28 protein-coding genes and 9 pseudogenes are annotated in these 26,153 nt (G+C 36.2%); 33 read left to right on the top strand and 4 right to left on the bottom strand.

Annotation, left to right across the window (positions count from 1 at the left end):
* The 6 genes and pseudogenes from FB592_RS19615 to FB592_RS20975 all read left to right on the top strand — a co-directional run.
* Positions 1 to 193, top strand: a pseudogene (locus FB592_RS19615) (GTPase HflX); the annotation flags it as partial.
* Positions 194 to 210: 17 nt separating this feature from the next.
* Positions 211 to 1,476, top strand: a complete 1,266-nt coding sequence (locus FB592_RS19610) for a methionine gamma-lyase family protein (protein ID WP_029317829.1) — start codon at positions 211 to 213, stop codon at positions 1,474 to 1,476.
* A 109-nt stretch (positions 1,477 to 1,585) separates the two neighbouring features.
* Positions 1,586 to 1,993 (top strand): transcriptional repressor GlnR, encoded by a 408-nt coding sequence (glnR, locus tag FB592_RS19605; RefSeq protein ID WP_014476884.1) that lies wholly within the window; start codon positions 1,586 to 1,588, stop codon positions 1,991 to 1,993.
* A gap of 58 nt (positions 1,994 to 2,051) precedes the next feature.
* The gene (gene glnA, locus FB592_RS19600) at positions 2,052 to 3,386 is read left to right on the top strand and encodes a type I glutamate--ammonia ligase (RefSeq protein WP_003231737.1); all 1,335 of its coding nucleotides are present in this window, start codon (positions 2,052 to 2,054) and stop codon (positions 3,384 to 3,386) included.
* Between the two features lie 378 nt (positions 3,387 to 3,764).
* Positions 3,765 to 4,019, top strand: a complete 255-nt coding sequence (locus FB592_RS20980) for a putative metallopeptidase (RefSeq protein WP_162868973.1) — start codon at positions 3,765 to 3,767, stop codon at positions 4,017 to 4,019.
* 198 nt (positions 4,020 to 4,217) lie between these two features.
* Positions 4,218 to 4,388 carry a hypothetical protein gene (locus FB592_RS20975; protein WP_162868974.1) on the top strand — a complete coding sequence of 57 codons (171 nt, stop codon included), beginning with the start codon at positions 4,218 to 4,220 and terminating at the stop codon, positions 4,386 to 4,388.
* A gap of 50 nt (positions 4,389 to 4,438) precedes the next feature.
* Here FB592_RS20975 and FB592_RS19585 read toward each other — a convergent pair whose 3' ends face one another.
* Positions 4,439 to 4,819, bottom strand: coding sequence for a hypothetical protein (locus tag FB592_RS19585; RefSeq protein ID WP_116316073.1), 381 nt, complete (start codon positions 4,817 to 4,819; stop codon positions 4,439 to 4,441).
* A 150-nt stretch (positions 4,820 to 4,969) separates the two neighbouring features.
* Between FB592_RS19585 and FB592_RS19580 the strand changes: the two are divergent.
* The 12 genes and pseudogenes from FB592_RS19580 to FB592_RS19515 all read left to right on the top strand — a co-directional run.
* Positions 4,970 to 5,149: pseudogene (locus FB592_RS19580) on the top strand (ArpU family phage packaging/lysis transcriptional regulator); the annotation flags it as partial.
* 91 nt (positions 5,150 to 5,240) lie between these two features.
* Positions 5,241 to 5,615 (top strand): hypothetical protein, encoded by a 375-nt coding sequence (locus FB592_RS19575; RefSeq protein ID WP_019260087.1) that lies wholly within the window; start codon positions 5,241 to 5,243, stop codon positions 5,613 to 5,615.
* A 471-nt stretch (positions 5,616 to 6,086) separates the two neighbouring features.
* Entirely contained in the window at positions 6,087 to 7,007 is a 921-nt protein-coding gene (locus FB592_RS19570) for a hypothetical protein (protein ID WP_124059885.1), read from the top strand.
* A gap of 215 nt (positions 7,008 to 7,222) precedes the next feature.
* The gene (locus FB592_RS19565) at positions 7,223 to 7,765 is read left to right on the top strand and encodes a hypothetical protein (RefSeq protein WP_124059886.1); all 543 of its coding nucleotides are present in this window, start codon (positions 7,223 to 7,225) and stop codon (positions 7,763 to 7,765) included.
* 101 nt (positions 7,766 to 7,866) lie between these two features.
* Entirely contained in the window at positions 7,867 to 8,511 is a 645-nt protein-coding gene (locus FB592_RS19560; protein WP_124059887.1) for a hypothetical protein, read from the top strand.
* Between the two features lie 173 nt (positions 8,512 to 8,684).
* Positions 8,685 to 9,050, top strand: coding sequence for an HNH endonuclease (locus tag FB592_RS19555; protein WP_141950046.1), 366 nt, complete (start codon positions 8,685 to 8,687; stop codon positions 9,048 to 9,050).
* Positions 9,051 to 9,277: 227 nt separating this feature from the next.
* Positions 9,278 to 9,793 carry a phage terminase small subunit P27 family gene (locus FB592_RS19545; RefSeq protein ID WP_019846969.1) on the top strand — a complete coding sequence of 172 codons (516 nt, stop codon included), beginning with the start codon at positions 9,278 to 9,280 and terminating at the stop codon, positions 9,791 to 9,793.
* A pseudogene (locus tag FB592_RS19540) lies at positions 9,790 to 10,002 on the top strand (terminase large subunit); the annotation flags it as partial. The gene FB592_RS19545 and the pseudogene FB592_RS19540, both read left to right, overlap by 4 nt.
* Before the next feature lie 19 nt (positions 10,003 to 10,021).
* A pseudogene (locus tag FB592_RS19535) lies at positions 10,022 to 10,220 on the top strand (peptidoglycan-binding domain-containing protein); the annotation flags it as partial.
* A 341-nt stretch (positions 10,221 to 10,561) separates the two neighbouring features.
* Positions 10,562 to 11,425, top strand: a complete 864-nt coding sequence (locus FB592_RS19525; protein WP_116316080.1) for a hypothetical protein — start codon at positions 10,562 to 10,564, stop codon at positions 11,423 to 11,425.
* 632 nt (positions 11,426 to 12,057) lie between these two features.
* Positions 12,058 to 12,345: a hypothetical protein gene (locus tag FB592_RS19520; protein ID WP_141950044.1), complete on the top strand. Its 288-nt coding sequence runs from the start codon at positions 12,058 to 12,060 to the stop codon at positions 12,343 to 12,345.
* 255 nt (positions 12,346 to 12,600) lie between these two features.
* Positions 12,601 to 13,089 carry a hypothetical protein gene (locus FB592_RS19515; protein WP_141950042.1) on the top strand — a complete coding sequence of 163 codons (489 nt, stop codon included), beginning with the start codon at positions 12,601 to 12,603 and terminating at the stop codon, positions 13,087 to 13,089.
* Positions 13,090 to 13,130: 41 nt separating this feature from the next.
* Here FB592_RS19515 and FB592_RS21305 read toward each other — a convergent pair.
* A pseudogene (locus FB592_RS21305) lies at positions 13,131 to 13,235 on the bottom strand (excalibur calcium-binding domain-containing protein); the annotation flags it as partial.
* Positions 13,236 to 14,146: 911 nt separating this feature from the next.
* Here FB592_RS21305 and FB592_RS21230 point away from each other — a divergent pair.
* The 13 genes and pseudogenes from FB592_RS21230 to FB592_RS19450 form a co-directional block, all read left to right on the top strand.
* A pseudogene (locus FB592_RS21230) lies at positions 14,147 to 14,410 on the top strand (hypothetical protein); the annotation flags it as partial.
* A gap of 130 nt (positions 14,411 to 14,540) precedes the next feature.
* Positions 14,541 to 14,795 carry a SunI/YnzG family protein gene (locus FB592_RS19505; RefSeq protein WP_015252034.1) on the top strand — a complete coding sequence of 85 codons (255 nt, stop codon included), beginning with the start codon at positions 14,541 to 14,543 and terminating at the stop codon, positions 14,793 to 14,795.
* A 166-nt stretch (positions 14,796 to 14,961) separates the two neighbouring features.
* Positions 14,962 to 15,396 carry an SMI1/KNR4 family protein gene (locus tag FB592_RS19500; RefSeq protein WP_080019550.1) on the top strand — a complete coding sequence of 145 codons (435 nt, stop codon included), beginning with the start codon at positions 14,962 to 14,964 and terminating at the stop codon, positions 15,394 to 15,396.
* Positions 15,397 to 15,465: 69 nt separating this feature from the next.
* Positions 15,466 to 15,678, top strand: coding sequence for a DUF7225 domain-containing protein (locus tag FB592_RS19495; RefSeq protein WP_044052526.1), 213 nt, complete (start codon positions 15,466 to 15,468; stop codon positions 15,676 to 15,678).
* A 40-nt stretch (positions 15,679 to 15,718) separates the two neighbouring features.
* On the top strand, positions 15,719 to 16,255 hold the full coding sequence (locus FB592_RS19490; protein ID WP_015252032.1) for a GNAT family N-acetyltransferase: 537 nt from the start codon (positions 15,719 to 15,721) through the stop codon (positions 16,253 to 16,255).
* A gap of 78 nt (positions 16,256 to 16,333) precedes the next feature.
* Complete coding sequence (locus FB592_RS19485) at positions 16,334 to 17,236, top strand: CPBP family intramembrane glutamic endopeptidase (RefSeq protein WP_141950038.1); 903 nt, start codon at positions 16,334 to 16,336, stop codon at positions 17,234 to 17,236.
* An 88-nt stretch (positions 17,237 to 17,324) separates the two neighbouring features.
* Entirely contained in the window at positions 17,325 to 17,705 is a 381-nt protein-coding gene (locus FB592_RS19480) for a UPF0715 family protein (RefSeq protein WP_029726895.1), read from the top strand.
* 578 nt (positions 17,706 to 18,283) lie between these two features.
* Complete coding sequence (locus FB592_RS19475) at positions 18,284 to 18,514, top strand: helix-turn-helix domain-containing protein (protein WP_032725791.1); 231 nt, start codon at positions 18,284 to 18,286, stop codon at positions 18,512 to 18,514.
* Complete coding sequence (locus FB592_RS19470; protein WP_141950036.1) at positions 18,511 to 19,146, top strand: DUF3885 domain-containing protein; 636 nt, start codon at positions 18,511 to 18,513, stop codon at positions 19,144 to 19,146. The genes FB592_RS19475 and FB592_RS19470 overlap by 4 nt, the downstream gene beginning before the upstream one ends.
* Before the next feature lie 114 nt (positions 19,147 to 19,260).
* Positions 19,261 to 19,615: pseudogene (locus FB592_RS19465) on the top strand (hypothetical protein).
* Positions 19,616 to 19,657: 42 nt separating this feature from the next.
* Entirely contained in the window at positions 19,658 to 19,933 is a 276-nt protein-coding gene (locus FB592_RS19460; protein ID WP_032725793.1) for a hypothetical protein, read from the top strand.
* Between the two features lie 112 nt (positions 19,934 to 20,045).
* Positions 20,046 to 20,213 (top strand): annotated as a pseudogene (locus tag FB592_RS19455) (hypothetical protein).
* A gap of 183 nt (positions 20,214 to 20,396) precedes the next feature.
* Positions 20,397 to 20,867 (top strand): hypothetical protein, encoded by a 471-nt coding sequence (locus FB592_RS19450; RefSeq protein WP_038827891.1) that lies wholly within the window; start codon positions 20,397 to 20,399, stop codon positions 20,865 to 20,867.
* 84 nt (positions 20,868 to 20,951) lie between these two features.
* Here FB592_RS19450 and FB592_RS21225 read toward each other — a convergent pair.
* Positions 20,952 to 21,221: pseudogene (locus tag FB592_RS21225) on the bottom strand (thermonuclease family protein); the annotation flags it as partial.
* A 440-nt stretch (positions 21,222 to 21,661) separates the two neighbouring features.
* Between FB592_RS21225 and FB592_RS19445 the strand changes: the two are divergent.
* Both FB592_RS19445 and xynB read left to right on the top strand, forming a co-directional pair.
* Positions 21,662 to 23,053: an MFS transporter gene (locus tag FB592_RS19445; protein WP_077671703.1), complete on the top strand. Its 1,392-nt coding sequence runs from the start codon at positions 21,662 to 21,664 to the stop codon at positions 23,051 to 23,053.
* A 30-nt stretch (positions 23,054 to 23,083) separates the two neighbouring features.
* Positions 23,084 to 24,685: a xylan 1,4-beta-xylosidase gene (gene xynB / locus FB592_RS19440; protein ID WP_141950033.1), complete on the top strand. Its 1,602-nt coding sequence runs from the start codon at positions 23,084 to 23,086 to the stop codon at positions 24,683 to 24,685.
* A gap of 137 nt (positions 24,686 to 24,822) precedes the next feature.
* Here the strand turns inward: xynB and xylR are convergent, their stop codons facing one another.
* Positions 24,823 to 25,977 (bottom strand): transcriptional repressor XylR, encoded by a 1,155-nt coding sequence (gene xylR, locus FB592_RS19435; RefSeq protein WP_141950031.1) that lies wholly within the window; start codon positions 25,975 to 25,977, stop codon positions 24,823 to 24,825.
* Positions 25,978 to 26,153: the final 176 nt, after the last annotated feature.

Genomic DNA, 26,153 nt, shown 5'->3' with positions numbered 1-26,153 from the left:
CTATTTGCGCCAAGAACTGTTAACGTCTTTTGAAGCACATGTGCCGGCAAGTGAAGGGAAGCTCCTTTCCAGAATCAAATCGGAAACGATGGTAGACCGCTTCTATTTTAATGAAGAAAATGAACAGTATGACATATCCGGCTATGTCCAAGAAGAGCAAAGTATCATCGGTGAATTAAAGAAGTATATGTAGGAAGGAAATATAAAGACATGTTTGACACATTAACACACGGAGAATTATTGAAGAAAACGGCAATGGAAGTGGAAGCGGACATTGCCGGCATTCATAAACAAATAGAAGAAATCAGCGAGCGAAATGAGTGGAGAGTGCTTCAAAGCTATAGAAAACACAAAGTAAGCGACACTCATTTCACGCCGTCTACTGGATACGGCTATGATGATATCGGAAGAGACACGCTTGAAAGCATATATGCGGATGTGTTTGGCGGAGAAGCGGGGCTTGTAAGGCCGCAAATCATTTCAGGCACACATGCCATCTCAATTGCTTTGTTCGGTGTCCTCAGACCGGGGGACGAGCTCCTTTATATCACGGGCAAGCCGTATGATACGCTAGAGGAAATTGTGGGCGTCAGGGGTGGAGAAAACGCTGGATCGCTAAAGGATTTTCAAATCGGCTATAATGCGGTTGATCTGACGAAAGATGGAAAGATAGACTATGATGCAGTCGCCGCTGCGATCAATCCGAAAACCAAAGTAATCGGCATTCAGCGCTCAAAAGGATATGCGAATCGCCCTTCTTTCTTAATTAGTGAAATAAAAGAAATGATACGTTTTGTAAAAGAAATCAATGAAAACCTGATCGTCTTTGTGGATAACTGTTACGGAGAATTTGTGGAAGAGCTTGAGCCTTGCCATGTCGGAGCCGATCTGATGGCGGGATCTCTCATTAAAAATCCCGGCGGCGGCCTTGCGAAAACAGGCGGCTACCTCGTCGGAAAAGCGAAATGGATTGAAGCTTGCTCATACCGTATGACGTCACCAGGCATCGGCAGAGAAGCGGGGGCATCTCTTTACTCGCTCCAAGAAATGTACCAAGGCTTCTTTTTGGCGCCTCACGTTGTGTCTCAAAGTTTAAAGGGAGCGGTGTTTACAGCGAGATTCCTTGAAAAACTGGGCTTCACTTCAAACCCGAAATGGGATGCGAAAAGAACGGATTTGATACAATCCGTTGAGTTTTCTGACAGAGAAAAGATGATTGCTTTTTGCCAGGCTATTCAATTTGCATCGCCAATCAATGCTCATGTGACGCCTTATCCAGCCTACATGCCGGGATACGAAGATGATGTCATTATGGCAGCAGGCACTTTTATTCAAGGAGCAAGCATCGAATTATCAGCTGATGGCCCTATCCGCCCGCCGTATGTAGCGTATGTTCAGGGAGGATTAACCTATTCGCATGTGAAGAATGCCATATGCAGTGCAGTGGATTCATTGATGGAAAAGCAATTAATTTAAATTTTTTAAAAATTTCTCTGGATTCGATGTTAAGAATCCTTACATCTTATTGACACAAAATATAACATCACCTATAATGAAACTAAGTTAAGAAAAGGAGGAAATTGAGATGAGTGATAATATTCGCCGCTCAATGCCTTTATTTCCAATAGGAATTGTCATGCAGTTAACTGAGTTATCAGCAAGACAAATTCGATATTATGAGGAAAATGGACTGATATTTCCAGCCAGAAGTGAAGGGAATAGACGATTATTTTCATTTCATGATGTAGATAAACTGTTAGAAATCAAGCACCTGATAGAACAAGGTGTAAACATGGCAGGAATTAAACAGATTCTGGCGAAAGCCGAAGCCGAGCCAGAACAAAAACAAAGCGAGAAGACGAAAAAACCAATGAAACATGATCTGTCCGATGACGAACTGAGACAACTCCTGAAAAACGAGCTCATGCAAGCCGGCCGTTTTCAAAGAGGGAATACATTCCGTCAAGGCGACATGTCCCGCTTCTTTCATTAATCCGTTAGCAACTGTTTTGCTATATACATTTACCTTTTAAGAGGAGGAATTTTACCAAATGGCAAAGTACACTAGAGAAGATATCGAAAAATTAGTAAAAGAAGAAAACGTGAAGTATATCCGCCTTCAATTTACTGACATTCTTGGAACAATCAAGAATGTTGAGATTCCTGTAAGCCAGCTTGGAAAAGCGCTTGATAATAAAGTCATGTTTGACGGTTCTTCTATTGAGGGATTCGTTCGTATCGAAGAGTCAGACATGTACCTGTATCCAGATCTAAATACATTTGTTATCTTCCCATGGACAGCTGAAAAAGGTAAAGTAGCACGTTTCATCTGTGATATTTACAATCCGGATGGCACACCTTTCGAAGGTGACCCGCGAAACAACTTAAAACGGATTCTGAAAGAAATGGAAGACCTCGGCTTCAGTGATTTTAACCTTGGACCTGAGCCTGAATTCTTCTTATTCAAATTGGACGAAAAAGGCGAGCCGACGCTTGAACTAAACGACAAAGGCGGATATTTCGACTTAGCTCCAACTGATTTAGGAGAAAACTGCCGCCGCGATATCGTACTTGAGCTTGAAGAGATGGGCTTTGAAATCGAAGCGTCTCACCACGAAGTAGCACCTGGTCAGCACGAAATCGACTTTAAATATGCTGGAGCAGTCCGCTCTTGTGATGACATCCAAACATTTAAACTAGTTGTCAAAACAATTGCCCGCAAACACGGCCTGCATGCGACATTTATGCCAAAACCATTGTTCGGTGTGAACGGTTCAGGTATGCACTGCAATCTATCACTCTTCAAAAATGGTGTTAACGCATTCTTTGATGAAAACGCAGATCTTCAGTTAAGTGAAACAGCGAAACACTTCATTGCAGGTATCGTGAAGCACGCAACAAGCTTTACAGCAGTAACAAACCCGACAGTAAACTCATACAAACGTCTTGTTCCTGGCTATGAAGCACCTTGCTATGTAGCATGGAGCGCGCAAAACAGAAGCCCGCTTATCCGTATCCCGGCTTCTCGCGGCATCAGCACACGTGTAGAAGTACGCAGCGTAGACCCAGCTGCTAACCCATACCTTGCACTTAGCGTATTGCTTGCTGCAGGATTAGACGGAATCAAAAACAAACTGGAAGCGCCGGCTCCAATCGACCGCAACATCTATGTGATGAGCAAAGAAGAGCGCATGGAAAACGGAATCGTTGACCTTCCAGCAACACTTGCGGAAGCGCTAGAAGAATTCAAATCAAACGAAGTCATGGTCAAAGCGCTGGGCGAGCACCTATTCGAACACTTCATCGAAGCAAAAGAAATCGAATGGGATATGTTCCGCACGCAAGTACATCCTTGGGAACGCGAACAGTATATGTCTCAGTATTAATCTCTCAATCCCTTGTCACTATTAGTGTCAAGGGATTTTTTGATTCGTTAACAATTTTAATAACTTAATATAAATCATAGACCACCCACAAAACACCCACAAAAAAACAATAAAAAAATTACTCCATAATTGTGGAGATATAACCTTCGTACTTATTCATTGAATCCCTATCAATCTTTTTGCTGATGTGTGAGTAAATATCTGGTGTAACTTGAATACTTTTATGACCCAGTCGTTCTTGTACATATTTCATTGAAGCACCTGACTCAAGGAGCAAAACAGCATGTGTGTCAACGAAGGGCATGAATCTAGACCAGCTTTATCTAGTATTCGTACAAAAGCATTATAGATCTCTAGAATCGTGAGAAGTACGGCAGCTTGCTAAAAGCGCATCGTCCACATTTAAAAAACGCTAAACAGCAAATAGGTTTTTATTTCCGTGAGGGTAACGGCAAATGGGCAGGAAAGGCGAAAAAATGCACAGCATTCGAACGTCATATGACGGATTACATGCTTTTCGTGTTTATCAATAAGGCTGCATGGAAGATGATGCTGGAGGAACAGCGCGCTGCGCTGGTAGATCATGAGCTTTGCCATTTTGAAGAATGGGAAGAGCCCGATCCGAAAGACTAAAGTAAATGGATGACTGTGTACGGCGTTGCTACTGATTCAGACAGCTGGGGGATCCTGAGCATGATGTTGAGGAATTCTGAGATTATCGAACGCCATGTTTTTCGGGATACCGGAATTTAAACATTTGCCGAAGCTGTCCGGGAAGCCGATCACCAAATGACCATTTCTGACGTGCAACGTCTATCGAGGGTGAAATAAATGGGGGTAGTTAGAAACTTTATATTAGTGGATTTTGCATGCATCGGAACCGAACGTGAGTTTGTATTAGTGGTTAAAAATAAAATATATGGTCCCTTTAAAAATTGGAGATTTGAAGCTATTCTAAATGCGTTGGAAAATAAACTTGAAGAAGATGTGAGCGAAAATTAAGAAAAAAGGAGGAAGATAAACTTCCTCTTTCTATTTTTTCTTTTCCAATTTTATCTTTCTTTGATAGTTGCAGTTACGTATGATCCAGCTGGTGAATACCATTCATCATCTGCTTGTAGTATATAAGTTTTCCCTTTATTCATCCAAACATCTGTACTAGCGGTTTTATTGGTTGAGGAGACAGTAAGGTTAGCACTACCTGAACCTCCAACTTCATAAACATCGCAGTAACCGGTTCCACCACTAGAGCCTGTATAAGTACATGTGAGTTTCATATATTTTCCTGCACCAGTTAACTGGATACTTTGAGCTGCATTTTGTGATTTGTATGATGTCACACTTCCTGTTGTTGATGTTGCACTAGCTGATAAAGAAAAAGTCGATAAAGAGATGAATGCAGTTAAAGCCAAAAGTGTTTTTTTCTTTTTCATTATTAATTCTCCTTCTTAATAGATATGAAGATTAATATTTGACAAAAAATGATAAATTCCTTCTTTTATTTAAAAATTTAATATTGATGAAAGGAGAGTGGGGATGTCCGTAGCACAATTGTCATTTCTTAAGGAAGTAGATCGAAAACTAGGGCGTTAGAAAACAGCCTGGACGATGAAGAACGGATGATCATTGAGAAAAAATACTTAACAGCCAGCCAAACAAAAGACATTCATATCTATATGGAACTTGGCATGAAGAAGGACACCTATTATGAGATAAAACAGCGTGCTATTCTACGTATTGCCACAGCACTCGGGATAATATGAATTAAATGTGAACATCAAAAATATGGGTGTAATTACTTTTGTTGTATTTTTTATAGGGAGATAAAATGTAGACAAAAGGAGGAGATTTTAAATGAAAAGAAAACTATTGATGACAATTGGTTCTTTAAGTATGGCTTCAAGTTTATTTTTGGGATTTTCAAATTCAGCAGTAGCAGCTTCTAGTTCAGATGCTATATTACTTTCAGCAGGATCAGCTTATACTGGCTATGTAGATGGAGCGCATGGTTATGGAAGATGGACAGTTCAAAGTAATAGTTCAACTGCGACTGGAATATTGTATGAAAAATGTGGATCTACTGCGGAAAAATCGATAGGACAACCTTTGGTAGCCGAAAATGGAAAATCAGCAAGTGGTTCGGCATATATGCAAGGTGGATGTAAATATCGAGTTTTGTTATCTGCTGGTTCTGGTGGAGGAAAAGCATATATAAGAAATACAAATTAATATATGGCTTAGGCACTCGGGAAAATCCGAGTGCTATTTTTATCGACAAACTCCCGACAAAACAGGGGACATTTTAGGGGACAAAAAGGGGGACTATTTATGTTTGAAATCCCGATAAACTTAACCTATCAACGAAATACGATAAATAAAACTTATCGAAATACACGGGAGATGCGTCTTTCCCTTATCAAGACGAATTCGGATACGGAACAAAGGTGTTGAGGAATGAAGCCAAAACGAGAGGAACATTCTGAGCCTGGATAGCAGCTAGTCTGAGGCGTCCGTATCGGGAGAATAGTATTATCGTGTTTCATTGTGCGATCTTGCTATACTTGGCTTCCTCTCGGAGTATTGTGAGATGCAAATAATAGTTATAGAAAATTGCATATTTTTTGAAAAAAGAGTATTATTTCTCTAGGAGCATAAACCTTTAGTCTTGGAAACCAATAAAAGAAAGTAGGATATTAAAACATGTTTGTTGGGATTAAGAAGAATAAAGATAATGAAAGAACAATTAATTTTCTAGAGAATCTTGTTATTGAAAAGAAACCAGAAAGAATTATTTTATTTAGTACAAAGTCGGAAAGTTCTTCTAGGTTAATGGAAGATTTTCTAACGGCGCTAAACGCTAATAAACTTAAAACTAAAATTATTAAGTTCGAAGATATAATTAATGATTCATACTATTACATAGACACTCAGAAACATGATTTGGTTGCAATAGACGGCTTCTTAAACAAAATTGATTTAACAGCAGATCAGGAAAAGGCTCTTGACTTGTTTCTCGCCACACATGAAGGGGAACGAATATTTTTTAATTGTCCATTAACACCTAAAGAAATTTTTTCTTTAAAGGGACAGTTAATAAGCGAATCGAGCTTTTCGAGAACTATTTTCGGTAGCCGTCAATTATTTTTAAATGAAATTGATAGAGAAGAATTTCTTAAGATGCTATATCATTTTAGAGAAATAAGTCCAGATTATCGAATTAAACAATCAATAGATTTCTTAGAGAATAAAATAACACCTTACCAAGAATTAGAATTTATATCGAAAGAAAAAATACAGGAGTTATTATCACAGGGCAATGACAGCTATAATACATGTCTAATCCTAACAAAAGAACCACAATTAAAATTGATTCCTTTTGAAAACCTTAAGCAATTTGATATAGCTGTTAGGTTGGAGTCATTTGCAGCTGGTAATGGTTATGTTGGGAAAAAACCTTCAAATGCTAGTGTTAATGAGTATTTTAGAACACTTTTAGAAGGCTATTATACTTTTCTTAAAACAGGTAAAGAACAGTACTTAGATTATTTAGTGTATAGTTCTTTTACAGACTTAGATCTTATTTTAGAAATAAAGAAAGAAATGAAGAAAATTAATTCATAATTAAAAGAAGCACCTATTATTTATGGGTGCTTTTTTATATTCTCTGTAAACTGCTTCCGGTAAATCTCAGGATAGACTATTGGCGGTTAACTGCTTGAGTGCGGTGGCAGTTTAGAAAGAATAAATATGTGACTTAAAGAAAATCGTTCGACAAATTCTGCAAAAAGTTCCTTTGTCACTCTCCTTAGCCGATAATTTTGGTGGGAGGTGATTCGATGATGCTGTTTATGAGAAAACATGCTTATCCACTAACAGTTATTGCTTTAATTTTATGCATAGTGGCGTCATTGATTATTTTTAATACAAGATTAGCACCATTCTCTAACATTCTTTCAGCAATGATTGGAGCATTGCTTGGTAGTATGGGTCCGTATTTTATCGGGCTGCAAAATCAAAAGAATGAATACAAAGGTGCAAAAAGAAGGATTTCTAGATTATTGAAATATACGCATGATGTTTTTAGTAAGGAGAATTTAGAAGAATATTCAAGGTCATCAATAGAATATGTTGCCTTTGGCAAAATAATTTACGATGACCAGTGGACAAGCTATCTGTCTTTTCTAGATAAAGTTGATTTATCACATAATGAAATTCAATTAATTGTAATATGGTTTGATCGTATCTATATATTGGAGAAGAAAAATGAAATAAGTGATGTGATTTATTATAAGGTTTTAGAAGACTTGCACGAAATCTGCGATGATATAGACGCAATAATTAAAAAATTGAACAGTCATATTGAAAGTAGCACTTCGTAACTCGAGGTGCTTTTTTATATTCTCTGTAAACTGTTTCTGGTAAATCGTTCGACAAATTTTGCAAAATGTTTTGTTATTCTTTAATTTCATGAGATAGTACGTTGTTAGTATCTTTTCTAGATGGAATAAAAAACTTTGGCTTGGTTATACTCTCACTTTGTACGGTGTTATATGCAAGAAAAACGTATCTTGCTACTAATACACCCAGAATTATAGTGAAAAGCACAAAATATTCTTCAACAAGAGATAAAGGGGATTCCTTAGTTTTTCACATTAAGAATTTTGGAAAAGGTATAGCTGTAAAAACTTATCTGATTCTAGAATATAAGGATGGTTCTGAAGTAACTAATTATTTATCGAAACCTGAAGTAACAATTGAAACTGATGAAGAAAGAGAAATTCGATTTAATTTTACTGAAGGTGGAATTTTAGACTTTAAGAACTTAACAGGATTTATTTTCTCACAGGATTTTTCTGGTGGATTTTATTATGTTAAATTGGATTTAAGCCAAAGTTTTAGTAATCAACATCTTAAAGAATTCGATAAATCTGTGCGTCCTATAAATCGTTTTGCTAATCCCTTGAAATTTAGAAAAATGAAAACTTCAATGAAACGTGCAATAGAACAAAGAAATACCTATGTAGATGTGGTGGAAAGAGCACAAGAGAAATTACATTCAGCTGTAAATGATGAACAATTCTTAAAACAATTAGAACAGTTCGAAAAGGATAGCAAAACTATTTAAATAGTTAGTAGTTAAAAGCACCTACAGGTGCTTTTTTATATTGTAAGAAGGTTTATTTGCCTTAAGACACGTGTCAAATTATTGTGACACAAATATTTTGCACTTAAGCAAATAAATGAATATAAAACCATTCAAAGAGCTCAACTCTTTGTTAAAATAAAGGATGAATTTTCATGCCTCCAAGGTCATTAAGAATATGCGCCGCCCCTGGGTGCCCTAGCCTCACCCGTAGCCGATACTGTGACGCACACAAGACACAGCAACAAGAAGAAACCAAACATTACAACAAACATTCAAGAAACAAAACAATAACAAGTTTTTATAAATCAACAGATTGGAAACGAACAAGACAACTTGCTTTGATACGAGACAATTATCTCTGTCAGCATTGTTTGAAAGATCATTGCTTCACACCGGCTGACATGGTGCATCATATTGTGGAAGTAAAAGAAGATTGGGCGAAAAGATTAGACTTGGACAACCTTGTAAGCCTGTGTAATGCCTGTCACAACAAGGTTCATGGCGGTAAGGGCAAGTGACCCTCCCCCCTATCCAAATCTCTGGAAAGGCAACGTTTAGAGAACGGCGCCCCCTCTTCTGCAAACAAACACCGCTTTTCAAAGTTCCGGAAAAACAAAATACCCTCCCGGCGAAATTGCCGAGAGGGCTTGGTACGACTGGTTTTGTTGTTAATTCCATCGTATCACGATTGGTGAAAAAAACAAGCAAAAAATGCAAATTTTTTGATGTGAAATGAGGTGAGAACATGCCGAGACCTGCAAAATCCGCGACGCTTCAATTGATACAGGGCAACCCAAATAAAAAGAATACGGAAGAGCTGGCCGCCCGGGCTGAGCACGAGAAGAAAATGAAAATGCGATCCGATAATATAAAACCGCCAACGTGGTTGGATAAGGTCGGGAAAAAAGAATTCAAACGGGTTGCTGCTCTATTAACAGAAGTTGAAATCATCACGGAAGCGGACATCAGCATGTTGGCTGCCTATTGTAATGCATATTCGCAGTATGTATCAATTTCTAAAATCATTGAAGAAGACGGGATCATGGTCCATACAGAAGGAAAAGACAAAGACGGCAACCCAATAAAGCTTGTTGGTGAAGAGCATCCGTTATTAAAGCGGCAAAAGAATTATTTTGATCAAATGAAATCAGCAGCGAATGACTTTGGCCTTACACCGTCTGCCCGGGCAAAACTTGCTATCACCCGTACCCAGGAAGAGCGGGAAAAGACGGCTGCGGAGAAGGAGTTTAAAAACGTATGAAGACAATCAAACAATTTCTCATTGATTACTCGCGCGATGTGATATCGGGTGAGATTGTGGCGTGTGAAAAACACATTTGGGCCTGCGAGCGTTTTTTAAATGATGTGAGTCGGGAAGGCACAAAGGAGTTTCCTTATGTGTTTGATGATGAAAAAGCTCGCCGGTTCCTATACTGGATGACTCAGTTTAAACATACAAAAGGGCCTTTGCTGACAGCTCAAAGGGGATGACGTAAGGCAGATTCAAAAAGCGCTGGCTGCGCTTTATTTCTACCCGGATAAAAGGGGCGAAGAATAACGGTATTGATGGCGTGTATGGATCAAAAACAGCAAATGCGGTCAAACGGTTCCAGTCAGTAAGTGGCCTTTCTGCTGATGGCATTTATGGACCTAAGACAAAAGCGAAAATTGAAGCGCTATTGAAATAACATAATAATCCTCCCTTGCTAATTGTGACATTACGTATCAAAAATAGACCTTTAGTAGCTGACTTTTTTTGTTACAATAATGGAAATAGTAAGGGGGGATAATATGGCTTTACTACGCTTTATAAGTTTGTACGGAATAGCCATCATTATATTGGTGGTCATAGCGAATTTTGCTCCATTTTTGGCGATGCCGTTATACTATATTGCCGTAGCTGCATTAGTCTTTCTGATTGTTTATCTGATATATCATTATACCCGAAAAAACAGTGGGAGGAAAAAGTAAAATTGTAAAGAAATGTATATAAGAGGGCGAGGTGACTGATAAACAGGAGGAGATTATCGTGAAAAAGATATTGCTTTTTTGCCTGACTTTCTCGTTGGTATTTAGTATCTTCGGTGGAGCAGCGAGCGCAGCACCTAAACAACCTAAACAAAAGTCACAGCAAGATATTACTGACATTAGAAATTACGTTGAAAAAACAGTTCCTTTGTTGAAATCCAGCCTAGAAAATCTACCCAAAAACTCTTCTTTGGAAAAAATCGAAAAAGTAATTTCGAATCACTACAAAAACAATCCAGCACCTAAAGCGTTTAGCAATCCAGACATATCACTTTATGATGTTTTCCCAGAAATGAAATCAGAACTAGAAAAATTCAACGGTAAAGCTTTCAATATGAACAGCTTTATGGCTGAACAAGAAAAAAGCAAATCCTATGGGGATGTGCTTACTTTTGAAACACAAAACAGTACGGCTAAGGTTTATCTAGGTGATCTGGGGGATATCCAGATACTTGAGCAAAAAACTTTAACTGACTCTCCAGACTCTAATGCAAGCGTCCAAGGCACTACAAAAACAGAAAGGACCACTGGTATTGCTTATGGACTTGGTGGACCGAAGCTCTTCACACTTTGGGCCGAAGGAAGATTTAAATATGACGGCAAAAAAGTTTGGGCTACTTATAAAGATGGCGACTTTCAGCGCCACCCGATGGGGACAGCTTTGGCAATCTCTCCTAGGGTATTAGGACAAGATCGGGATGCCAGCCATGGAGGATATGCCTATAGAGAGGTTTATTCACGTATATATGTTGAATCCATTGTAGGTTTTAAATGGGCCGGCATCGTTTTAAACTCAGCTCTTGTTGAGGTGTTTATAGGGTCTACTGCAAAAGGAAGTGTTTACGGAGGCGTTAAGAAAGTGTAAAGGTATAACCTCGCCCGAAAAGCCCGTCTCATAAGGCGGGCTTTAAATAATCCATAATTTCTTATCTTTATCCCATGAAAGAGCGCCTTTCCGGATCAGGCTATGATATTTACTAAAAACACTTATATCAAGTCGACTAAGTTGATGACCAAAATTTGACCAAAAAATATAATTAATCATACATACCGCATTACAATTTTATACGAATGAACTGCTGATACGCATATACATTATGTATATTATCTAAAAAATCATGTTCCGCACGCAAGTACATCCTTGGAAACGCGAACAATATATGTCTCAGTATTAATCTCTCAATCCCTTGGCACTATTGGTGTCAGGGGATTTTTTATGTTAATAGGTAATAAATTATGGAGCGGCACTGCTAAAAGCAGGTCGCTTTTATTTATGTCACTGATAAGGACTATGTACTAAATTTTCAAGAAGGAAAATAATACTATGCTTAAGGAAAGCAATACGCATAAATATTCGACAAATTCTGTGATGGTTCCTTTGTTCAATACTTCTACCAGCAATAAGATGAATAAAGTAGATGTTTAACATTGACACCATCACCAGATAAATCCATAATTACGTTGAAATCTAAATCAATTTTCAAAAAGGAGATTTCTATGAAAAAATTGACTATCTTTTCCGGGGGATTAGGAGCGGTTTTTTCTGTACTGGCTCAACTGTTTGCGGTTATAGATGACTCTTACTTTGGGGAACTTATGGTTTTTAGTGCTTTGGCGGGAATTATAACCATGCTTGCTTCAATCCAGACAAATAATAAACCAGTCTTCAGCATATTATTAATTACTAGTTCAATAATAGGTCTACTTGGAACTGGTCTTGTATACATCATACCAACACTATTCAATATAATAATAATTTATAAATTTTCAAAAGTAAGCCAATAGTAAAATAAAGGTTCTTTTTTATTTAGCATCCCTTTGACAAGGTCGGTGATGAATCTGAACAATGGAATTAGGGGCAGAATGCTTATGCTTGCAACTGGACCACACAGCTGGGGCATCCGTGGGCATGATTATCGAACGCCATATTTCTAGGATACCGGAATTGAAACATTTGCTGAGGCATTTCGTGAAGCTGATCACCAAATGACCATTTTCATAGAGGCACGTCTAAAGAAGCTATCATAGGAGGACAACAATGTGTGGAAAGCTTTAAGTCAATTACTCAAGAAACAGAAAAATCAAAGCCCAAGCGATGAAGATTATATACAGATTCCGGAAAAGGATTTTAATCTAGAATTAAAACAAATGATATTTGAGTTGGAGAGCCAGGGGGAAGTAGTATCGAAAAAGCTGCAGAATAAGTATATAGATGTTTTTGAAGCACAGGGTAAACCAAACCTTAGCATCAAAATTTGTAGAGACATAGATGGAGATGTGCTAAATGATTTTACAGCTGAGAGATGTTTTGAAAAAGAGTACCGTTCACAAATAGCAATTAATTACTATCAACCTGCAATAGTCTGTGATGAAGAATTAGACTGTTTCACAATGGATTTGTGGTATTACTACGGTGGATATAAGGGTACAGGTTATGGAACATTATTCGATTTAAATAATAATGACTTAGAAAAAGAAATTGAAGAAACGCTAATATTTTTACTCAATGACAAACAATTCGAGAAATAAAAAAGAAAGCCGCAAAGGACTTTCAATCAACGTTCATTTGCTTAGTTACCTTGATCCTTGTCCATTTTATGTTGGTAAGCAGGGAGGAGAACTAGGCACTCCATTCAGATATCTCTTTCTTAACTCAGTCAATTTTTAAACGTTTCTTCATTTATATCTAGGATTTGAAAAAAATAAAAAATAATGAATAATTGAATTTTTTTGTTATATTAAATATAGCGTTGGAAATATGAAAGGTGGATTAAAAATGAAATATGAAAAAGTTTTAGATTCAACATCTCCATATGGGCCTCAAGGCCTTTTAGAAAAAGAGGGGCTTTTAATATCTACTAGATTCTGGGCAAATACTCAAGCGGATATTCTTACAGGATCGGGTTTACCTGTGAGCAATGAAGAGATGAAAACTTATCTGGCTATACCGAATGACGTTGGAATTCCTCAAGATTTTCAAAAAATATATAATGTTTTTAATGAATATAAACAGTTGTGTAACTGGTGGATGGAGAATTTATTCAGCAGTGTTCTTAATATGGTTAACGATATTAATAATATTGGAGCTTTTGCAACTAGAACAATAAATAGGGATATAAAATTATTACAAATAATGTCTATCGATAGCAATGAACAAGGAAGACAAGAGGCTGCGAAGCAATTTCAGTCTTCCTGTTCAATGCTTGCTGGAGAACTCAATCAACAACAACAGTCTATAAAAGAGGTTCAAAACCAATTAAATTCCCTCCTTCAAGGTAGTAACGACTGTATAGGTGTTAGACAATTGAATAATTCTTTAGAAAAAGAAGTCGCATATTTAGATTCACAGTATAATGATGAGAGTGAGATACATGATTCAATAAATATGTTTTTAGAATTAAAAAAATTATTGGGTATATTTGTTGAAGGTCATGATATTAATGAGAAAGTAAAATTCAGCTTTGATCTAGGGCCTCTATTTGGTTTTATTGTATCTGAAATATTAGAGTGTTCTGATATACAATCAGTTAAACAACAAATTGATCATTTTCTGAATATGTTAAACAATATGGATGCACAACTTTCTTTAGAAGTAAAAGTTTTGGGGATGCTTCACAGTATCAATATAGACCTGGTTAATGTAATAGCCCAAGCAGAAAAGTCTAAGGAGTTTATAGGACAAATCGAAGGCATCTGGCATTCTATAGCAAATCAATTTTATTCACTCGCCCAAGGGTTTGAGAATGAGGATATCAATAAGCTTTCTGCGGATCTTGATCATGCTGCCGCCACTTGGGAAGCTGTTGCTAATAAAGCAAAAGAGTTTGTAACAAATTCATACCAAGGGTAAAAGAAAAATAAGGGCCTGAAAGGGCTCTTTTGCTTATAGTCATATTTCCCGTAAGTATTACTTTTTGGATTTATTAAATTTTAAAGCGTGTTTGTTTCACTGAATTCATAGTCAAAAGGGGAATGTTTTTATGCTTGGAATCAACGTTGAAAAATCAAATGAAAACTTAATTATCAATTGGCAGCTATCCAAAATTGAAATTCCAATCAAAGAAATCAATGATGTATTTCTTGATCCAAACTATGGGGGAGAGGAGAAAAGCGCAGTAAGGATTGGGTTTCCTTATGGCTCTACGGATAGGGTAGTGATTAAAACAGCAAATCATACTTACATTTTGTTCACCACTAATGCTGCTTTAATTATGAATAAAATTGTTTCTTTATAAACAGTTTATGTCCCTTTTAAATTTCTGTGTGGGAAAATTTAATGGGATGATTTAAGGAGGAGCATTTATGGAAGAAGGAAAATTAGTCCACATGACACTAGATGGTATTAAGAAAGCAGTTACTAAATATGGTACATTTCCTGTGTTTCATCATGGGGGTTATGTCTTGGAAGATGCTACTTTTCATTTCAAAAATCCAGCAACTCCTCAAGAAATTAGCGGCTTAGAAAAGGAATTAGGTGTTACTTTCCCTAATGACTATAAAGAGTTTTTGTTACAACACAATGGGGTGGAAATGTTTGATGGCATTGAAATACTTAGCTTAGAGGGAATCATTGAATATAATGAGGTTCAAGATTTCCCAGAGGGATACTTATTAATAGGATATCATTTTGATGGAAGGTATGTCATAGACACAAACAAATCAAAAAAAGGATTAGGTTATATGTTATATCTAGACTCAATTGACGATATTGAAGATGCGATTAACTTAAATTCTAATTTCGAGATATGGTTTGATATGCTAGTGTCTTCTAATGGAACGAAATATTGGGAAGTAAATCCGAATCTCCAAGAGTATTATAAACTGGTTTCAGAATAACACTTCGGCAAAAGAAAAAATTATGACTAATTTCAACAACCAAAGAATCTGCAATTTGAGGGAAGTATAATGACAATTTACGAGCAAATTAAAGATGCTTTGAAAAATAAGATCAATGAGTTGGTTTCACCTCAAGAATTAAAGAAAACCCTTCAAGAAAAATACGGAACTAATCCGGATAGCATTATTTTATCAGATTATTGTTATAACCGGTTTCTAGCAAGAGGCAATATTGTTAATAAGGATAGTCATTTAAAGAAGTTATTGTTGTCTTCATATTGAAATAAAGATTAAGTATATTTGAGGGGAGTTAGTTACTTTAATGCACATAACAACAAAAAGGTTATTGATACGTGAATTTGAATTCAAAGATTGGCAAGCAGTATATGAGTATACATCTGATAGTAATGTAATGAAGTATATACCTGAAGGGGTTTTTACTGAAGAAGATGCAAAGGCATTTGTAAATAAAAACAAAGGTGATAACGCTGAAAAATTCCCTGTCATACTAAGAGATGAAGACTTTCTTATAGGCCATATTATCTTTTATAAGTATTTTGGTGAACATACATACGAAATTGGGTGGGTGTTTAATCCCAATTATCAAAATAAAGGGTATGCTTCTGAGGCAGCCCAAGCTATCTTGGAATATGGATTTAAAGAAATGAACTTACATAGGATTATAGCTACGTGTCAACCTGAGAATATTCCTTCATACCGAGTTATGGAGAAGATCGGAATGAGAAGAGAAGGATTTTTTAAAAAATGTATTCCGAAAGGCAATGAATGGTGGGATGAATATTATTACGCTATTTTAGAGGAAGAGTGGAATTGTAAGAGGGGTAATGCAGGAATTTGAAACCATAACAGCTATAGAACGTATAGTGATAGTAGGGCTTATAGTGCTTAATATGAATGATGTGAGAGGGGTATCCAAATGCAAATTCATCTCACCAAAAGCGGAAAACAAGACAATCATCATAAATGGTTAGGAACTGTCTTGCTCAGTTGGGGAACATTCGTATTTGCTTTGTTTTTTGCTACTTTAGTCGGTTCAATGGCTAGCCAAGCAGGAGCTTCCAAGCTTTTGAAGCAAGGCATCCAAGCAGGTTTAGTCACATTAATAACTGTCCCGTTGCTCTACATTCTTCTTAAACGGATGTCTAGTAGACCCTTTTATTCCATAGGACTGTCTGGGTGGCGGCAAGCCATTCCGAAAGCCATAATAGGAGCAATATATGTGATTGTACTATCCGGGTCTGGTTTCGCTATCGCCCATTTATTAGGCTGGATCAAAGTTACACAATTTCACTTCTCTGTCCATTTAGTGACAGCATTGCTCTTAAATATGATTATCGTTTTCTTTTATGAAGCTTTTCCAGAGGAATTAACTTTTCGGGGGACGGTGTACTATGCTCTAAATAAGCGTTGGAACTGTTTTATGGCCTTACTCCTACAACCAATCCTGTTTGTGCTTGCACCAATAATTGTAAGTGGTTTACAATATATAGCTGGAATTGAATCACCTGCTATCACATTAGATTACATCGTTTTATTGTTGACTTTTGGATGCATCCTTCAACTCCTGCGTATTGTAACAGGAAGCTTATGGACGTCTATCGCTTTTCATCTGGCCTTTCTCGAAAATTCTCGGTTCTTCGTCCTGCAGGGGAAGGAGCGCTTTATTACCTATGAAGAAATTGTTCCGGGAACAGGTGCGCTGTTTGTGATCTTTTTTATGTTGCTTATTGTCGGTACTCTACTCTTAATACCTGTTGCGATAACTCGCCGAAATGCTATTCAATGGCGGAAGAATGAGAAATGCGACCAAGATGTTTAATTTCTAAGTAGAACAGTAGTTTTAAAGTGATTTTAAGGAGGATCTAGACAATGTTGAAGAAGCATTCATTAAGAAAGAGGTTATAAACATGCAAGTTTTAAGGATCATATTTGTTCATGTCTTGTCCGCGTTATCAGCTGCTGTTGTTTATGTTTTTGGCATTGGTTATGACGGCTACATACCATACTTCCTAATAAGTGTTCTTCTCTTTATCTTTTATTTAATCTTTGCTGCACCTGTTCAATATTTCTTAAATCGCAATCCAAAAAGGTTTAACGCGAAATATTTACTCATATACATATTCTTTTCCTTCTTAGTATGGTTATTCTTCGCTTTCATTACTGATCCAAAAAACACCTTAAACTTTCTGATGGGATATGAAATATACTTGTTTAGCGTCTCATTTGCTGTAATATTTTGGATCTGGGACTCGGTTTTTCTGCAAAACATTGGGAGGGTAGCAGCGTAGCTTAAATCATCACAATCCTTTTCCTTATGCACGGTCAAAAAGCTCTTTCATTTACCGAATTACGCCATAAACGGGTAAAGGGAGAGAGGGATGAAAAGGGTTAATCGTTTAACTTTGGTTTGCTTAGGCTTAGTCTCAAGTTTTAATCTTCCGAATGCTGAAGCAAAGCTAACGGTGGATTAAACAAATGTAGACTTTGTTTTGAGCGAGGAATCAACAATTGTCTTCATGGCAGATAATTTCGACCGGAATTCCGACCGCACTTGGTTATAAATTCACAATACACAATAATAAAGACTGTACTCTAAATATGAAACTTAGCAGAATAGCTCTAACTGATGGATATTTTCAAGGAGCGAGAAAGAATTCCAGGAAGTTATTTGGACTACAGTGCAGCAGATCGAGTAGAAGGTGATCAGTTGGAAATAACAAAAAGTTCAGGCTTCGGCGATGTGTGGATAAAAGGTACTTATGGATTTGAACATGAAGAGCGGGATTATTAAATTCAGCGAGGTCAAGGATCCATTATAAACTTAATGATCATTTTAAGTGATCAAAAATAACTAAAAGGTGAGAATATGATTAAATCAAAGGTAAAAACGATTATAGACCAAAGAAAGATCAGTATCCGGAAACTTTCCAGAGATATTGATCATGAGTATCCAACTGTCAGAAAGCTATATAATAACGAAATGGAGCGGTATCCGAGAGAGCTGTTTGATAAAGTCTGGCCCTATCAAAACATCGAACTGCATGAGTTGTTGATATTCCAAAAAGATCATATTCCTAAAGTGAGAATGTCTAAATGAAGATAATGGAGTATATGGAGGAAAGGTTTCAAAACCTCGAATTAATTCCTAGCATCTATAATCAATGGGGCACAGGAATCCATTTTTGTCTTGGGGGAAATATCTATCAACTCAAAGCAAATGAAGAATTGAATTTAAAGATGTTTCGGGTTGTATATGAACAAACCTCAATCATTTTTAATGAATTATTTGAACAAAATGATGACATATTCCTTGTGACGAATATGTATAAGCACAAAAAGAAAGAGAAATGTATAAGAAAATTAAAGGTGTATCAACCGTTTCTAAAATGTAAAAATCATTTGAATCAAATTATGGTGAAGACATATCCCTACCCTTTCGAAATCAATAAAGCTGAAGAATACGAGATGCAACAATTTTCCCTGTTATGCAAACCTCGAGACTTACGTGTAACTGAATTACTTAAAGCAGCCAGTAATGAGGATTTTCCACAAAAACCGAAATTCGGAGGTTACTCTATTGATTACCCTGATGTTTTCTTTGTGAACATTACAAAAGACATTATTTTCTTTATCTATGATGACCGCGGATGCGAAGTCATAGCTCATGATTTCAAACGAATACGTCACCTTTATGAAAAGTATCACGACTGGGTAGAAGAGTATAAGTGAATGTAATACTTTTTTAAAAACGATTTATATCAGGAAAGGCAGAATTAGATTATGAGGGCCTTACATACAAGATTTAAACGGTTATTGAAACTGAGAAACTTAGAATTTTTTCAGTTGGTATTATGTGATGATGAGAGATCTGCATTTTTATTAGTAGTTGATAAAAGATTAGTGGATTTTGATTCTCAAGGTGGAAACCATATTAGTGTTTATTTAGCTACTCACTTTGAGTTATCTGATCAATCGTATAAAGATGTATTAAGCTTTAATGATGATCTTTTGGGTATGAAGCATAACTGTTCGTATGCAATGGATATTCTAAGCGTTAAAGAGGAATTTGATTTCGATTTCCCATTTAATATGCTTGCAAATAAAAAGCTACGTACAAGAATTAATAAAAATGTTAGGGATTGATATAACTCTGCCTGAAATGAAAGAAAGAGATTTTGACAAACTTTCTCAAGACTAAATAAAACTACAATTTTAAGGAGAACGGAGACTTGCTTTCAATATGAATATTAGAAAAGCTGCAGCTATTTTTTCAATCACGATTCCAATTATCTCAGCTATTTTAATTATTAATTTTTTTACGGGAGTTATGTCAATTCCGTGGCAAGGAATGCCGGTGTTTTTTCCATTATTACTTTCTCCTATAGGAATCATTTTAGCGTTCGTTTCAATAAAGACAAATAAACGATGTGCTGTATATGGGATTGTTTTAAACGCAATTATGTTTCTATTTCCTTTTTTCTGGTTTATCGGAGGGGCTTTGTTTTTTGGAGTTTAAAATCCGTTAAGCATTACGCTTATACATTGGTATTTTCGAGCTTGTCAAAAGAAGGAATAAAAAAATTTCAGAATTGCTTGGCTTTACTTTATTTTGAAAGGGGTCGAGTAAGATGGATAGGAAAAAGGATGAAATACAAAGAAAATATAGGGAATAATTGAGGGAGAAGAAAGATCGAGAAAAAGAAGATGGCAGTTCACATGCTTTTGAGATTGTTGTTGTAATAGCCATCATTATTTTAATGTTGTTCTTTAATTCAGTATCAAGGCCTTTTAGATAAAAGAATCCTTTTAAAATGACCTTCAATCCAATTCTGAGTACTGATACTCAATTTATTTTTCTTGTGAGAAAAGGGTTTAAATGAGTTTGTGGTATTTACTACATGAAACAAATTGAGGGCTTAAGAAAAATCAAGAAACAATTGAATCTTAGTAATCATACAACAAATATTAGGGAGGTAAAAATGAAATTGTATAATGAATTTATCAATATAGCTAAAACGTTTAATAAAGAGTTAGGCATAATTCCATTATTATATGGCTCTTTAGGTCTTGAAAGGGTAACTGGGTTGGACTTTTCCCCAGAAGATATTGATATCCTTATTCCTTTAATTTTTTTAGAGGAAAAGTGGGAAAAACTAAATAAACTTATGGAACTGCAAGGGTACAAAATGGTTGATTTACATGAGCATGAATTTAAAAAAACTAATACTAAAATAGGCATTGCTTACATCGAGGATTTAAAACCATTTGCAGATGTAGACTATAATAACTTAGAGGTATTTGAGGATGGTGGAGCGAAATATCATTTGCTAACGATTGATGATTACCTCAAGGTTTATAAAAAGTCTTTATTAGATGGCTATAGAAGAACAAAGAAGAACTATAAAGACCAAAGGAAAATCAATATATTGAATAAACTAATACAGAACTGATTTCTGTATTCCTCTTTTGTTCCAATTTCAATAACAAGTCGCAACAAAAGACAACATGGAATTTGCTTGGATTCTTAATTTAATATTTAGATAAATAGTGTTTGGCTCATAACATAAGCCACTCTGGCCAATCCTTCTTTCAATTATGTTTCAAGACCAGACTTGTCATTAACCAAAACGCACGGCTAACAGTCTTCCATAATTATCTGTGATCAACTTTATCAAACTCTAATTGCAGCTTACCGCTGCTAACCACTTCCTTGTTTCGCATAGTTCACATTGTTGCCATATGATTGAACATAAGAATCCTGTTTTCTTAGTCTTTGGAATGATTATGAGTAAGTAACAAACTGTAACAAAAAGACTGGGTGTCATTAATTGATACGTGCATTCTTAAATATTATTCGAGACAATGCTTAAACTTTCTGAAAAAGATGTTGAAAAAGTCGAAAGGATTTTATAATATTAAATCAAGTTAGTTTGTTCGATCAACAAACTAATAAGATGAACTTTCATTGTCCACAAGATAAGGTCTTACTGAATATGGATGGAAGGGGGATAAGAGGGTCTATTTAATGGAGCTAAACAATATAAGAAACGAAAGAATGAGGCTTTTATCCTTTTCCAGGTATATAAGGTATGACGAAAAAAGATGAATTTTTTGCTTGCTGATCACCATATTTTTTTGCACTGTTTTGAAAGCGCTTTTATAAACGTTTACTGACCGTAAATTCGAGAAATTGTTATACCGTTTCACACTGTTCCATATTAAAGGATCGAAAAGGGGAGAAATCATGCTCAGTGAAAATGTAAAGAAGATTAGCATGGTTGAAAAAGTTGGATATGCGTCTGGAGATTTTGCTTGTAATTTAATTTATGCAACAGTGTCTACTTATCTTTTGTTCTTCTATACAGATATTTTTGGTTTATCGGCAGCAGCAGCCGGTACTATGTTTTTAGTGGTTAGAATAATCGACGCTCTCGCTGATCCTTTTATCGGAACAATAGTTGACAGAACGAACAGCAGATTTGGACGCTTTAGACCGTATCTTTTATTCGGAGCTTTTCCATTTGTCATACTGGCAATACTCTGTTTTACAACACCAGACTTTTCGGATATGGGGAAATTAATATATGCCTATATAACCTATGTTGGCTTGTCGCTTACATACACAACGATAAACGTTCCATATGGCGCGTTAACTTCTGCAATGACTAGAAATAATCAAGAAGTGGTTAGTATAACTTCTGTTCGCATGTTATTTGCGAATCTTGGGGGACTTGTCGTTGCATTTTTTGTTCCCTTACTGGCTGCTTATTTAAGCGATACTTCCGGCAACGAGTCTCTTGGCTGGCAACTAACCATGGGTATTTTGGGAATGATAGGCGGGTGCCTTTTAATCTTTTGTTTTAAAAGCACAAAAGAGCGGGTCACTCTTCAAAAATCCGAAGAGAAAATTAAATTTACGGATATATTTGAGCAGTTTCGTGTTAATCGTCCACTTGTTGTATTAAGTATTTTCTTTATTATTATTTTTGGAGTGAATTCCATCAGTAATTCGGTTGGCATTTACTACGTAACGTATAACTTAGAAAGAGAGGATTTGGTGAAGTGGTACGGTTTGATAGGAAGCTTGCCCGCTTTGGTCATTTTACCGTTTATTCCAAGGCTTCATCAATTTTTGGGGAAAAAGAAATTACTAAACTATGCATTATTACTGAATATTATCGGCCTCTTAGCTTTACTGTTTGTTCCGCCAAGTAATGTTTACCTCATACTTGTCTGTCGATTAATCGCTGCTGCTGGAAGTCTCACTGCCGGGGGGTATATGTGGGCGCTTATTCCTGAAACAATTGAATATGGAGAGTACAGGACTGGGAAAAGAATGGGTGGGCTCATTTACGCTATAATCGGATTTTTCTTTAAGTTTGGTATGGCCTTAGGAGGAGTTGTTCCGGGTCTGGTTCTTGATAAGTTTGGATATGTAGCAAATCAGGCACAAACCCCGACGGCATTAATGGGGATTTTAATTACAACAACCATTATTCCCGTGTTCTTGCTTGTTCTAGCTTTAATTGATATTAATTTCTATAACTTAGATGAGAAAAAATATAAAAACATGGTTCGAGAATTAGAGAATAGAGACAAAGTTTATTTGGATCATATTGATGATTTCAAGGCTTAAAAAAGAAAATAAACTGAGGAGGAGTCCCAAATGAAGATTACCAATCCAGTACTCAAAGGATTCAATCCCGATCCAAGTATTTGTAGGGCAGGAGAGGATTATTATATCGCTGTATCTACATTTGAGTGGTTTCCGGGAGTCCAGATACACCACTCAAAAGATTTAGTAAATTGGCACTTAGTTGCACATCCATTACAGAGAGTTTCACAATTAGACATGAAAGGAAATCCAAATTCAGGTGGGGTTTGGGCACCATGTTTAAGCTATAGTGATGGGAAGTTTTGGCTGATCTATACGGATGTTAAGGTAGTAGATGGCGCATGGAAAGATTGTCACAATTATTTAGTTACCTGTGAAACGATTAATGGTGATTGGGGGGAGCCGATTAAATTAAATAGCTCGGGGTTTGATGCTTCTTTGTTCCATGATACGGATGGAAAAAAGTATTTATTAAATATGTTATGGGATCACCGTATTGATCGGCACTCATTTGGAGGAATTGTTATACAGGAATATTCTGATAAAGAGCAAAAATTAATCGGTAAACCAAAAGTCATATTTGAAGGAACGGATAGAAAACTGACAGAAGCTCCGCACCTTTATCATATCGGGAACTATTATTATTTATTAACTGCAGAAGGAGGAACACGGTACGAACATGCTGCTACAATTGCCCGTTCTGCAAATATTGAGGGGCCATATGAAGTTCATCCCGATAATCCAATCTTAACGTCATGGCATGACCCAGGAAATCCATTGCAAAAATGTGGTCATGCATCCATTGTTCAAACACATACAGATGAGTGGTATTTAGCTCATTTAACGGGACGTCCTATTCATCCTGACGATGATTCAATTTTTCAGCAGAGAGGATACTGTCCTTTGGGCAGAGAAACAGCTATTCAAAAACTTTACTGGAAAGATGAATGGCCCTATGTAGTAGGTGGAAAAGAAGGAAGCTTGGAGGTAGATGCACCTTCTATACCCGAAACAATATTTGAAGCAACGTACCCGGAAGTTGATGAATTTGAGGATTCAACATTAAATATAAATTTTCAAACTTTAAGGATTCCATTCACGAATGAATTAGGTTCATTGACTCAAGCGCCAAATCATTTACGATTATTCGGTCATGAATCATTGACCTCGACATTTACTCAGGCATTTGTAGCCAGACGCTGGCAAAGTCTCCATTTTGAAGCCGAAACTGCTGTTGAGTTTTATCCGGAAAATTTTCAACAAGCCGCTGGATTAGTGAATTACTACAATACAGAGAACTGGACGGCTCTTCAAGTCACGCATGATGAAGAACTTGGCCGCATTCTTGAATTAACAATATGTGACAACTTTTCTTTTTCACAGCCATTACACAATAAAATTGTTATTCCTCGTGAAGTAAAGTATGTATATTTAAGAGTAAATATTGAAAAGGACAAATATTATTATTTCTATTCTTTTAACAAAGAAGATTGGCACAAAATTGACATTGCACTGGAATCGAAAAAATTATCAGATGATTACATCCGTGGGGGAGGATTCTTCACAGGGGCCTTTGTAGGGATGCAATGCCAAGATACCAGTGGTAATCATATTCCGGCCGATTTTAGATATTTTCGTTATAAAGAAAAATAATTTGCACATGAAAAAGGAGATTTCTATTTTAGAACTCCTTTTTCATATGAGAAGGTGCCTATGTCACTATTGCTTCAGAAATACTCCTAGAATAAAAAAACTCATCTTTAAAGATGAGCTGTCCATTCCTTAAAAAATTACATTGTAATCATGTCCAGAAAATGATCAATCACAATGGAGGACATTCCTAATGCCGGCGCATTCTGTCCTAAGGAAGATGGCAATAATTCATAGCTATTGCCTAATTGGGAATAAACCCTTGATGATACTTCACTTCTCATTGAATTTAAAACCATAGGATGCGATTCAATTATGCTATTTCTTAAAATTACGGCTTGTGGGTTGAAAGTATTTAGAATATTGGTAAGGCCTATTCCTAAATAGAATCCAAAATTCTGTAATGCATTTAAGGTTCCGATATCATTTAGATGGGCGAGGTCTATGATATCTTGATAGGACAGTTTTTTCTCTTTGGTCTGAAGAGATTTTAATAAAGCCTTCTCTGAAGCATACAATTCCCAGCAGCCTCGGTTTCCGCAACTGCATTTAGGACCATTAAAGTCTATTGTCATATGTCCCATTTCTCCAGAGAAGCCGCTTACTCCTCTATATAAATGGTTGTTGATAATAACACCGATCCCTATTCCTGTGCTGATACTTACGTAAATAATGTTATCGTGATTTTTTGCAGCTCCAAATACTTTTTCTCCATATGCGCCAGCATTTGCCTCATTTTCAATAAAAACAGGCACATTGTACTTCTCTTGTATCGAAGATTTTAAGTCAATATCTCTCCAGTTGGAGTTCGGAGTGAAAACAATTTTTTGATCTTTATCAATGAGTCCAGGCACGCAAATACCTATACCAATAAGCCCGTACGGAGATTGGGGCATTTGCGTAATAAAGTGATGAATCATATCAATCAAAATGTCTTTCGTTATTTCTGGAGAATTGGATTCCAAATGGCGGTATTGATCAAGAACGATTGTTCCTTCAAGGTCTGTTAAAATGCCATTGATATAATCCACACCAACATCTATTCCTACGGAGTATCCTGCCTTTTTATTAAAAACAAGCATGACAGGTCTTCTTCCGCCACTTGATTGTCCTTGACCTATTTCAAATACCAGATTTTCTTTCATTAACGTGCTTACCTGTGATGAAACAGTTGATTTATTTAATCCAGTCATTTCAGATAATTTTGCTCTTGAAATAGGTGAATTTTTAAGTATTTCTTTTAATAATAACTTTTGATTTACTTTTTTAACAAAGGCTTGATCTGCGATATCCACTTCATCCACTCCATTTGTATAACCTTTAAATTAAGTATGAACATAGTACATAGCGAATCTTATCTTTATTATATCTAATGTGTTCATAAAAAACTAAAAAAAATATTGAAAATACTGACGAGGTTATATAAGATGAAAATAAGTTAGTTTGTTTAAACAACAAACTAATAGGTAAT

Source organism: Bacillus sp. SJZ110 (genome assembly GCF_006715455.1).
GTDB lineage: Bacteria > Bacillota > Bacilli > Bacillales > Bacillaceae > Bacillus > Bacillus subtilis.
The sequence above is the reverse complement of the archived record's forward strand: the minus strand, read 5'-3'. Positions and strand labels throughout refer to the sequence as shown.

Coding starts and splice junctions, on each gene's coding strand:
- FB592_RS19460 (WP_032725793.1), top strand. CDS start 19,658: ATGAATATTAGAAAAGCTGCAGCTATTTTTTCAATCACGATTCCAATT.
- FB592_RS19475 (WP_032725791.1), top strand. CDS start 18,284: ATGATTAAATCAAAGGTAAAAACGATTATAGACCAAAGAAAGATCAGT.
- FB592_RS19575 (WP_019260087.1), top strand. CDS start 5,241: ATGAAAAGAAAACTATTGATGACAATTGGTTCTTTAAGTATGGCTTCA.
- FB592_RS19480 (WP_029726895.1), top strand. CDS start 17,325: ATGCAAGTTTTAAGGATCATATTTGTTCATGTCTTGTCCGCGTTATCA.
- FB592_RS19495 (WP_044052526.1), top strand. CDS start 15,466: ATGACAATTTACGAGCAAATTAAAGATGCTTTGAAAAATAAGATCAAT.
- FB592_RS19565 (WP_124059886.1), top strand. CDS start 7,223: ATGATGCTGTTTATGAGAAAACATGCTTATCCACTAACAGTTATTGCT.
- FB592_RS19485 (WP_141950038.1), top strand. CDS start 16,334: ATGCAAATTCATCTCACCAAAAGCGGAAAACAAGACAATCATCATAAA.
- FB592_RS19450 (WP_038827891.1), top strand. CDS start 20,397: ATGAAATTGTATAATGAATTTATCAATATAGCTAAAACGTTTAATAAA.
- FB592_RS20975 (WP_162868974.1), top strand. CDS start 4,218: ATGGGGGTAGTTAGAAACTTTATATTAGTGGATTTTGCATGCATCGGA.
- xynB (WP_141950033.1), top strand. CDS start 23,084: ATGAAGATTACCAATCCAGTACTCAAAGGATTCAATCCCGATCCAAGT.
- FB592_RS19445 (WP_077671703.1), top strand. CDS start 21,662: ATGCTCAGTGAAAATGTAAAGAAGATTAGCATGGTTGAAAAAGTTGGA.
- FB592_RS19490 (WP_015252032.1), top strand. CDS start 15,719: ATGCACATAACAACAAAAAGGTTATTGATACGTGAATTTGAATTCAAA.
- FB592_RS19610 (WP_029317829.1), top strand. CDS start 211: ATGTTTGACACATTAACACACGGAGAATTATTGAAGAAAACGGCAATG.
- FB592_RS19545 (WP_019846969.1), top strand. CDS start 9,278: ATGCCGAGACCTGCAAAATCCGCGACGCTTCAATTGATACAGGGCAAC.
- FB592_RS19470 (WP_141950036.1), top strand. CDS start 18,511: ATGAAGATAATGGAGTATATGGAGGAAAGGTTTCAAAACCTCGAATTA.
- FB592_RS19570 (WP_124059885.1), top strand. CDS start 6,087: ATGTTTGTTGGGATTAAGAAGAATAAAGATAATGAAAGAACAATTAAT.
- FB592_RS19585 (WP_116316073.1), bottom strand. CDS start 4,819: ATGAAAAAGAAAAAAACACTTTTGGCTTTAACTGCATTCATCTCTTTA.
- glnA (WP_003231737.1), top strand. CDS start 2,052: ATGGCAAAGTACACTAGAGAAGATATCGAAAAATTAGTAAAAGAAGAA.
- FB592_RS19505 (WP_015252034.1), top strand. CDS start 14,541: ATGCTTGGAATCAACGTTGAAAAATCAAATGAAAACTTAATTATCAAT.
- FB592_RS19555 (WP_141950046.1), top strand. CDS start 8,685: ATGCCTCCAAGGTCATTAAGAATATGCGCCGCCCCTGGGTGCCCTAGC.
- glnR (WP_014476884.1), top strand. CDS start 1,586: ATGAGTGATAATATTCGCCGCTCAATGCCTTTATTTCCAATAGGAATT.
- FB592_RS19520 (WP_141950044.1), top strand. CDS start 12,058: ATGAAAAAATTGACTATCTTTTCCGGGGGATTAGGAGCGGTTTTTTCT.